General features: G+C 71.7%; 10 protein-coding genes. 3 read left to right on the top strand and 7 right to left on the bottom strand.

Annotated features, from left to right (window positions below; genetic code table 11):
• Nucleotides 1–186 precede the first annotated feature (186 nt).
• Nucleotides 187–363, top strand: coding sequence for a PPW family C-terminal domain-containing PPE protein (locus FPZ47_RS28635; RefSeq protein WP_168209565.1), 177 nt, complete (start codon nucleotides 187–189; stop codon nucleotides 361–363).
• An 81-nt stretch (nucleotides 364–444) separates the two neighbouring features.
• Here FPZ47_RS28635 and FPZ47_RS25060 read toward each other — a convergent pair whose 3' ends face one another.
• The 4 genes from FPZ47_RS25060 to FPZ47_RS25045 form a co-directional block, all read right to left on the bottom strand.
• Nucleotides 445–906 carry a PH domain-containing protein gene (locus FPZ47_RS25060; protein WP_144956521.1) on the bottom strand — a complete coding sequence of 154 codons (462 nt, stop codon included), beginning with the start codon at nucleotides 904–906 and terminating at the stop codon, nucleotides 445–447.
• Nucleotides 903–1,385: a 6,7-dimethyl-8-ribityllumazine synthase gene (ribH, locus tag FPZ47_RS25055; protein WP_144956524.1), complete on the bottom strand. Its 483-nt coding sequence runs from the start codon at nucleotides 1,383–1,385 to the stop codon at nucleotides 903–905. The genes FPZ47_RS25060 and ribH overlap by 4 nt, the downstream gene beginning before the upstream one ends.
• On the bottom strand, nucleotides 1,382–2,662 hold the full coding sequence (locus FPZ47_RS25050) for a bifunctional 3,4-dihydroxy-2-butanone-4-phosphate synthase/GTP cyclohydrolase II (protein ID WP_144956527.1): 1,281 nt from the start codon (nucleotides 2,660–2,662) through the stop codon (nucleotides 1,382–1,384). The genes ribH and FPZ47_RS25050 overlap by 4 nt, the downstream gene beginning before the upstream one ends.
• Nucleotides 2,663–2,785: 123 nt before the next feature.
• The gene (locus FPZ47_RS25045) at nucleotides 2,786–3,385 is read right to left on the bottom strand and encodes a riboflavin synthase (RefSeq protein ID WP_144956530.1); all 600 of its coding nucleotides are present in this window, start codon (nucleotides 3,383–3,385) and stop codon (nucleotides 2,786–2,788) included.
• A gap of 84 nt (nucleotides 3,386–3,469) precedes the next feature.
• Between FPZ47_RS25045 and FPZ47_RS25040 the strand changes: the two genes are divergently transcribed.
• Both FPZ47_RS25040 and FPZ47_RS25035 read left to right on the top strand, forming a co-directional pair.
• On the top strand, nucleotides 3,470–4,174 hold the full coding sequence (locus tag FPZ47_RS25040; protein ID WP_210420001.1) for an LppX_LprAFG lipoprotein: 705 nt from the start codon (nucleotides 3,470–3,472) through the stop codon (nucleotides 4,172–4,174).
• Nucleotides 4,171–5,727: an MFS transporter gene (locus FPZ47_RS25035; protein ID WP_144956536.1), complete on the top strand. Its 1,557-nt coding sequence runs from the start codon at nucleotides 4,171–4,173 to the stop codon at nucleotides 5,725–5,727. The genes FPZ47_RS25040 and FPZ47_RS25035 overlap by 4 nt, the downstream gene beginning before the upstream one ends.
• 5 nt (nucleotides 5,728–5,732) lie before the next feature.
• On the opposite strand, the gene ribD is transcribed toward FPZ47_RS25035, so the two are convergent.
• From ribD to FPZ47_RS25020, 3 genes are all read right to left on the bottom strand, one after another.
• Nucleotides 5,733–6,758 (bottom strand): bifunctional diaminohydroxyphosphoribosylaminopyrimidine deaminase/5-amino-6-(5-phosphoribosylamino)uracil reductase RibD, encoded by a 1,026-nt coding sequence (ribD, locus tag FPZ47_RS25030; RefSeq protein WP_144956539.1) that lies wholly within the window; start codon nucleotides 6,756–6,758, stop codon nucleotides 5,733–5,735.
• Nucleotides 6,755–7,465, bottom strand: a complete 711-nt coding sequence (gene rpe / locus FPZ47_RS25025) for a ribulose-phosphate 3-epimerase (protein WP_144956542.1) — start codon at nucleotides 7,463–7,465, stop codon at nucleotides 6,755–6,757. Before rpe ends, ribD begins: the two co-directional genes overlap by 4 nt.
• 85 nt (nucleotides 7,466–7,550) lie before the next feature.
• Nucleotides 7,551–8,931: RsmB/NOP family class I SAM-dependent RNA methyltransferase (locus FPZ47_RS25020; protein ID WP_246859904.1), on the bottom strand; the 1,381-nt coding region annotated here is incomplete at its 5' end.

The raw sequence follows: 8,931 nt of genomic DNA, 5'->3' as shown, positions 1-8,931 counted from the left end.
GGGGGGGGGCCGCGGGGGGGGGGGGGGGGGCCGGGGGGGGGGGCGGGGGGGGGGGGGCGGGGGGGGGGGGGGGCCCCGGGGGGGGGGGGGGGGGCGGGGGGCGCGCACGCCCCCGAACGGGCGCGGCGGCGCAGGCGGCCGGGAACGCGGCTGATCGACCGCGGATTCCGGCACGAATACCCGGATTTGGAGTCCGGCGCCGCGGCGCCGGCCTCGGGTTCGGGCGCGGGAGCCATGGGATTCCCCGGCACCTCGCACCAGGCCGTCGCCGAGGCGGCGGGGCTGGCCACGCTGACCGGCGATGCGCTGGGCGCCGGCCCGGACATGCCGATGCTGCCGGGCAGCTGGGATGCGGCCGACTGACTCCGGCGCCGGCGCGGGCCCGCGCGTCGAGTGGTCAGCCGAAATGGCCTGTCGCACCGGCGCCGTGAGGCGACGCCGCCCTCACCGCCCGGGCTGGTAGCGGGCCAGTAGGGCCCGCACGGTGTCCATGGCCGCCACGGCGCGCTCCTTGTCGATGGCCTGGATCGCCATCACCGGGATGTACTCGTCGTCGGGCAGGTCGACCCGCGCCCAGCGGTGCCCCGGCGGAAACGACACGTCAACCACGTCTGGCCACGGGATCAGCCGATCGCCCAACAGGTTACGCACCGAAACCCCGGCCGCCCCCACCCGCAGCCGTGGCCGCGCGAACAACAGCACGACGCCGCCGATGACCAGCCCCAGCGCCGCCATCGCGACCTGGTCGGCCGTCTGGAAGATCACCCCGGTGGATTTGATCTTGAGCAGCAGGCCCACCGCGATGTGCGCGGCGGCGATCAGGAAAGCCGCGGCGTAGACGAATGGCAGCGTGCGATGCGGGCGCAGTACGACATCCCAGTGCCCGTGATCCGGTGCGTCGGTCACGACCGGGCGCGCAGGTCACGCAGCGTCAGGGCGGTGGTCAGGGCGGCCGCGGTCGCCTGGGCGCCCTTGTCCTCGGACGACGTGGGCAGCCCGGCCCGGTCCAGCGCCTGCGCCTCGGTGTTGGTGGTCAGCACCCCGTTGGCGATCGGGGTCGAGGCGTCCAGCGCGACCCGGGTCAGCCCCTGGGTCACCGCGTCGCAGACATAGTCGAAATGGGGTGTCTCACCGCGGATCACGACTCCCAGGGCGATCACCGCATCGTGGTTGCGGGCGAGTTCCTGGGCCACCACCGGGATCTCGATGGCCCCGGTCACGCGGACCACCGTGGGGCTGTCGATGCCGGATTCGGTGGCCACTTTGCGGGCCCCCGCCAGCAGCGCATCGCAGATCGTGCTGTGCCAGGTGCTCGCCACGATCGCCAGCCGCAGCTCCGACGCGTCCAGCGCCGGCACCTCCGGCACACCGGCGGCGGGACTCACAGAGCACCACCGAATTCCCCTGGCAAATGCACGGATTCGTGGAAGTAGTCGTCGAGGCCCGCCAGGTCGTGGCCCATCCGGTCACGCTTGGTCATCAGGTAGCGGATGTTCTCGGCGTTGGCCCGCACCGGAAGCGGGACCCGCTCGATGATGTGCAACCCGTACCCGTCCAGCCCGACCCGCTTGGCCGGGTTGTTGGTCAGCAGCCGCATCGAACGCACGCCGAGGTCGACGAGGATCTGCGCGCCGATGCCGTAATCCCTGGCGTCGGCCGGCAACCCGAGTTTCAGGTTGGCGTCCACGGTGTCCTCGCCGGCATCCTGCAGCTGGTAGGCCTGCAGCTTGTGCATCAGACCGATGCCGCGGCCCTCGTGGCCCCGCATGTAGAGCACCACGCCACGGCCCTCCCGGGCGACCATCGCCATCGCGGCGTCCAGTTGCGGGCCGCAGTCGCAGCGGCGCGAGCCGAACACGTCGCCGGTCAGGCATTCGGAGTGCACGCGGACCAGCACGTCGTCGCCGTCGGCGTTGGGGCCGGCGATCTCACCGCGGACCAGCGCCACGTGCTCGATGTCCTCGTAGATGCTGCTGTAGCCGATCGCGCGAAACTCGCCGTGCCGGGTCGGGATCCGAGCCTCGGCGATGCGCTCGACGTGCTTCTCGTGCTTGCGCCGCCACTCGATCAGGTCGGCGATCGTGATCAGCGCGAGGCCGTGCTCGTCGGCGAAGACCCGCAACTCGTCGGTCTGGGCCATCGCGCCCTCGTCCTTCTGGCTGACGATCTCGCAGATCGCGCCGGCGGGCTTCAGGCCGGCCAGCCGGGCCAGGTCGACGGCGGCCTCCGTGTGACCGGGCCGACGCAACACGCCACCGTCCTTGGCGCGCAACGGGACAACGTGTCCCGGCCGGGTGAAGTCGGTGGCGGCGCTGTCGGGGTCGGCCAGCAAACGCATGGTGGTCGCCCGGTCTGACGCCGAAATACCGGTGCCCACACCTTTTTTCGCGTCGACGGTGACGGTGTAGGCCGTCCCGTGCTTGTCCTGGTTCACCGCGTACATCGGCAACAGGCCCAGCCGGTCGCAGATCGCACCGTCCAACGGCACGCACAGATATCCCGAGGTGTAGCGGACCATGAACGCCACCAGCTCTGGTGTCGCCTTCTCCGCGGCGAAGATCAGGTCGCCCTCGTTCTCGCGGTCCTCGTCGTCGATGACGACGACGGCCTTACCGGCCGCGATGTCGGCAACCGCCCTTTCGACGGAGTCCAACCTCGTCATCGCTGCTACCTTGCTGTCGTGAGGCGCTGTCGTGAGGCCCCATCGGGGAGTCCAGTTCTTGCATTCAGTATGAACCACCGCGCTGGCGTCGGTATCGCGGCGGTTTGATCAGCGGGTCCGTCCCTACGTGGACATCAACCGTTCGACGTATTTGGCGATGACGTCGGCCTCGATGTTGACCCGCGCCCCCACCGGCGCGCGGCCCAACGTCGTCATCTCGCGGGTCGTGGGGATCAGCGACACCTCGAACCAGTCCTGCGGTTGAGCGCCGAGGCCCGCCACCGTCAGCGAGATGCCGTCGACGGTGATCGACCCCTTCTCGACGACGTAACGGGCCACCGCCGCGGGCACCGCGATCCGGACCACCTCCCAGTGCTCGGAGGGGGCGCGCGCCACCACCTGCCCGGTGCCATCGACATGCCCCTGCACGATGTGACCGCCGAGCCGGCTGCCCAGGGCCGCGGCCCGCTCCAGGTTCACGCGGCTGCCCACCTCGAGCTCGCCCAGGTTGGAGCGGTTCAGGGTTTCGGCCATCACGTCGGCGGTGAACTGGCCGTCGGCCAGCAACTCGACGACCGTCAGGCACACGCCGTTGACGGCGATCGAGTCGCCGTGCCCGGCGTCGGCGGTGACAACGGGACCGCGGATGGTCAGGCGCGCGGCGTCGGTGAGGACGTCCCGGCCGGTCACCTCCCCGAGTTCCTCGACAATTCCGGTGAACATCGCCCCAGGTTAATGACTGGAGCCGCGGACCCACACCCCACTGGTGCACGGGCCGCGACACCGGCACCATCTACGATGCAGGGTATGCAGACCCGCCGCCTGTTGGCCGTCCTCGCATCCCTCAGCATCGCCGCTGCCCTGATCGCCGGCTGCTCGTCGGGATCCAAACCGAGCGGCGGGCCACTGCCGGACGCGAACACCCTGATCAAGCAGTCCACCCAGACCACCAAGAACGTCAAGAGCGCCCACCTGGTGCTGACCGTGACCGGAAAGGTCCCGGGGATGCCAATCAAGAACCTGACCGGTGACCTCACCACCACGCCGGCGACCGCCGCGAGCGGCAACACCACGATCACGCTGGGCGGCTCGGACATCAACGCCGACTTCATCGTCGTCGACGGCAACCTGTACGCCACGCTCACGCCCAACAAGTGGAGCGACTTCGGCAAGGCCTCCGACATCTACGACGTGTCGGTGATCCTCAGTCCCGACGCCGGCCTGGCCAACGCGCTGTCGAACTTCAGCGACGCCAAGGCCGAGGGCCGCGACACCATCGACGGGCAGACCACGATCCGCATCAGCGGGAGCGTCACCGCCGACGCGGTCAACAAGATCGCGCCGCCCTTCGGGGCGACGGGGCCGGTCCCGGCGACGGTCTGGATCCAGGAGAACGGCGAGCACGAACTGGTGCGGGCCAGCCTGCAGAAGAGCAAGGGCAACGCGGTGCAGATGACGCTGTCGAAGTGGGGCGAGACCGTTCAGGTCAGCAAGCCCCCGGTGAGCTCATGAGCACGGCCACCGGGCGCCGGGTCGCGATCGGCGCGGGCAGCCTGGCGGTGCTGCTGGGCGCCCTGGACACCTACGTCGTGGTCACCATCATGCGCGACATCATGCGCGACGTCGGGATCCCCATCAACCAGCTCCAGCGGATCACCTGGATCGTCACGATGTACCTGCTGGGGTACATCGCCGCCATGCCGCTGCTGGGCCGCGCTTCGGACCGGTTCGGCCGCAAGCTCCTGCTTCAGGTCAGCCTGGCCCTGTTCATCGTCGGCTCGATCGTCACCGCGCTGGCCGGGCATTTCGGCGACTTCCACATGCTGATCGCCGGCCGCACCATCCAGGGCGTGGCCAGCGGTGCGCTGCTGCCGGTCACGCTGGCCCTGGGTGCCGACCTGTGGGCCGAACGCAACCGCGCCGGCGTGCTGGGCGGCATCGGGGCGGCCCAGGAACTCGGCAGCGTGCTGGGCCCCCTGTACGGCATCTTCATCGTGTGGTTGTTCCACGACTGGCGCTACGTGTTCTGGATCAACGTGCCGCTGACCCTGATCGCGATGACGATGATCCAGTTCAGCCTGCCGTCGCGCAAACGCACCGCGACACCGCAGAAGATCGACCTGGTGGGCGGCGCGCTGCTCGCCCTCGCGCTCGGCCTCGCGGTCATCGGGCTCTACAACCCCCAGCCCGACGGCCAACACGTGCTGCCTAGCTACGGGTTGCCCCTGGTGATTGCGGCGGTGGTGGCCGCGGTGGCGTTTCTGGCCTGGGAGCGCTTCTCGAGCACCCGGCTGATCGACCCCGCCGGTGTGCACTTCCGGCCCTTCCTGGCGTCGCTGGGCGCATGGGTGGCCGCGGGCGCCGCGCTGATGGTGACCCTGGTCAACGTGGAACTGTTCGGTCAGGGCGTGCTGCAGATGGACCAGAACCAGGCGGCCGGGCTGCTGCTGTGGTTCCTCATCGCGCTGCCGGTCGGGGCGGTGCTCGGCGGCTGGATCTCCACCCGGGCCGGCGACCGCGTGATGGCGTTCATCGGGCTGACGATCGCCGCCTGCGGCTACTGGCTGATCCACTACTGGCGCCAGGACGTGATGCAGCAGCGGCACGACATCTTCGGGCTGTTCAGCGTGCCCGCGCTGCACGCCGACCTGCTGGTGGCCGGACTGGGGCTCGGCCTGGTGATCGGGCCGCTGACGTCGGCTGCGTTACGGGTCGTGCCGCCCACGGAGCACGGCATCGCCTCGGCGGCGGTGGTGGTGGCCCGGATGACGGGCATGCTGATCGGCGTCGCGGCGCTGAGCGCCTGGGGTCTGTACCGGTTCAACCAGATCGTGGCCGGGCTGACGGCCACGATCCCGCCCGACGCCACGCTGTTCGAACGGGTCGCCGCGCAGGCCACCTTGTACCTGAAGGCGTTCGCGATGATGTACGGCGACATCTTCGAGGTCACCGCGATCATCTGCGTGGTGGGCGCGCTGCTGAGTCTGCTGGTCGGCGGCCGCTCCGAGCACGCCGAGGAACCCGAGCTCACCGAGGAGCAGGCCGTCGCCCCCGCGAAGGGCTGACCCGGTCAGTCGCCGCGCGGCACCAGGCTGAGCAGCAGATCGGGTCCGGCCCGGTCGATCCCGTCGAACTGCCAGCGCAGCGCCCGCGCGATGGTCGGCACCCCCACGTCGTCGACCGCGGTGACGGGACCGCCCAGCAGGATTGGCGCCACGTAGGCGAGGATCCGGTTGACCAGCCCGGCCCGCAGGAACGCGCCGGCCAGCGTCGGCCCCCCCTCGAGCAGCACGTCGGTGCGGTCCGAGACCGCCTTGAGCACCTCCATGGGATCGTGGGTGCGAATCAGCATGGTGCGGGAGTCGTCGTTGAGCACCTTGGCCTCCGACGGCAGATCACGCATGCCCACCACCACCCGCAGCGGTTGTCGCCCCGCCAGCGAGCCGTCGGCGAACCGGGCGGTCAGCGCGGGGTCGTCGGCCAGCACCGTGCCGGTGCCGACGACGATTGCGTCGGCGGTGGCGCGGCGGCGATGCAGGTCCAGGCGGGAGGCGTCGCTGGAGATCCACTGGCTCGTCCCGTCGGCGGCGGCGCTGCGCCCGTCGACACTGCTGGCGTACTTCCACGTCACGTGCGGCAGACCGGTGCGCTGCTTGTAGAGCCATTCGCGCAGCGGCCCGCCCGCCGCCTGGTCGGCCAGCACGCCGGATTGCACCTGCACCCCGGCCGCCTGCAGCCGGCCCGCGCCGCCCCCGGCGATCCCGTTCGGATCGGTGACGGCGTAGACCACCGCGCCCACCCTCGCCTCGACGAGGGCGTTCACGCACGGCGGGGTTTTCCCGAAGTGGTTGCACGGCTCGAGCGTCACCACCGCGATGCCGCCGGCCGCCAGTCCGCCGGCCCGGCGCAACGCCACCACCTCGGCGTGGTCGCCGCCGGCCGGCTCGGTCGCGCCGACGCCGACGACGCGGCCCTCGTGGTCGACGATCACGGCCCCGACCGGCGGGTTCGGGTAGGTGTTGCCCTTGACCAGGTAGGACTGCTCGATGGCCATCCGCATGGCCTCGTCGATGCTCTTGACCTGTTCGCCGCTCATGAGCTCTTCGATGCGCGCAGGTGCGGGGACGCGGCGCCGGCCTGCTGGCGAAGCGCCTCCAGCGCGGCCTCCGGGTCGTCCGCGCCGTACACCGCCGAACCCGCGACAAAGCAGTCGACGCCGGCCTCGGCGGCCTGCTCGATCGTGTCCTCGTTGATGCCGCCGTCGATCTCGAGCAGGATCGTCAACTCCCCCGCGTCGACCATCTTGCGCACTGCACGCACCTTCCCGAGCACCTCGGGGATGAAGCGCTGGCCGCCGAACCCCGGCTCCACCGACATGATGAGCAGGGTGTCGAAGTGCGGCAGGATCTCCAGGTAGGGGTCCAGCGGGGTTTTCGGCTTCACGCCGATGCCCGCCCTGGCGCCGGCGGCGCGGATGTCACGGGCCACCCCGACCGGATTGTCGGTGGCCTCGGCGTGGAAGGTGACGTTGTATGCACCGGCTTCGGCGTACGGGGGCGCCCAGCGATCTGGATTGTCGATCATCAGGTGGCAGTCCATCGGAATGGTCGTGGCGGCCAGCAAGTGTTCCACGACCGGCAGGCCGATCGTGAGGTTCGGCACGAAGTGGTTGTCCATCACGTCGACGTGCAACCAGTCGGCGCCCGGCACGGCGGCCGCCTCGTCGGCGAGCCGGGCGAAATCAGCGGCCAGGATCGACGGCGCGATCAAGGGCCGTCCTGACGGTCCGGTGAATCGAGGCATGAGCGACAGATTACGCAGCCTTGTTCCCGCTCTGACGTCAGGCGGCGCAGCGCGGCCGCGGCCGGGTTGTCGTGTCGCGGTCGCGCTACCCCGCATCGCGGCGCAGCGCGGCCGCGAACATCGCATCGGTGCCGTGCCGGTGCGGCCAGAGCTGGACGTTGGGGCCCTCCCCCAGCCCGCTGACAGGCTCGAACAGCGGCCGGGTGTCCACCGCGCTCACCGGATGACGGCGCAGGGCGTCGGCGACCACGCCCACGGTCTCGGCCAGGTGCGGCGAACACGTCGCGTACAGGACCACCCCGCCGGGGCGGGTCAGCGCGATCGCGGCGGCGAGCAGTTCGCGCTGCAGCTTGACCAGGACCGGCACGTCGGCCGGCTGCCGCCGCCACCGCGCCTCCGGGCGGCGCCGTAGGGCGCCCAGCCCGGTGCACGGCGCGTCGATGAGCACCCGGTCGAAGCCCGGCTCCAGCCCGCTCTCCCGCCCGTCGGCCCGCACCACGTCCACCGGCAGGCCGCGGGTGTTCTCGGCGACCAGCGCGGCGCGCCGCGGCGACGGCTCCACCGCCGTCACGCGGCCCCCGGCCTGGTCGGCGACCAGCGCGGCCAGCAGCGCCGTCTTGCCGCCCGGCCCGGCGCACAGGTCCAGCCACCGCCCGGTGTCACCGTCGACCGGCGCCAGCGCCAGCGCGTGCGCCACCAACTGGCTGCCCTCGTCCTGGACCAGCGCCGCGCCGGCGCGCACCGGCGCCAGCCCACCCGGGTCCCCGCCCGGCAGGTACACCGCGTACGGCGAGTACCGCCCGACGGTGCCCCCCACCGCCCCGGCCAGCTCCGCGGCGGTGAGAACCCCGGGGCGGGCCGCCAGGTGCACCTGGGGCCGTTCGTCGTCGCCGGCCAGCACCGCGTCGAGTTCCCCGGCGGCCGCCCCCAGCGCGTCGGCGAACGCCTGGGCGATCCAGCGGGGGTGGGCGTGCACGAACGCGGCATGCCCCACCGGGTCCCGCGCCGGGTCGGGAGCCAGCTCGTCCGTCCAGGACTTCTCGTCGCGGCCCGAAATGGTGCGCAGCACCGCGTTGACGAAACCCGCTCGCGCAGAATCGAATTCGATGCCCGCCTGTTCGACGGTGGTGGACACCGCGGCGTGCGCCTCGACCCGGGTGCGCAGCAGCTGATACGCGCCGAGGCGCAGCAGGTCGAGCAGCACCGGATCGATCACGTCCGGCGAACGCCCGGCCGCCGCGCCGATGATCGCGTCGAGCAGGCCCCGGGTGCGGCAGGTGCCGTAAGTCAACTCGGTGGCGAAGGCGGCGTCGCGCCCGGTGATGCCGCGTTCCCGCAGCAGCGCGGGCAGCGCCAGGTTCGCGTACGCGTCGCGCTGGCTCACCGCGCGCAGCACCTCGAATGCGGCGGCGCGCGCCGGGTCCAGCGGCCGGCGGGGGGGCCGGCGCCGCTCAAGGCGCCGGCGG

The organism is Mycobacterium helveticum (assembly GCF_007714205.1).
Lineage (GTDB): Bacteria > Actinomycetota > Actinomycetes > Mycobacteriales > Mycobacteriaceae > Mycobacterium > Mycobacterium helveticum.
The sequence above is the reverse complement of the archived record's forward strand: the minus strand, read 5'-3'. Positions and strand labels throughout refer to the sequence as shown.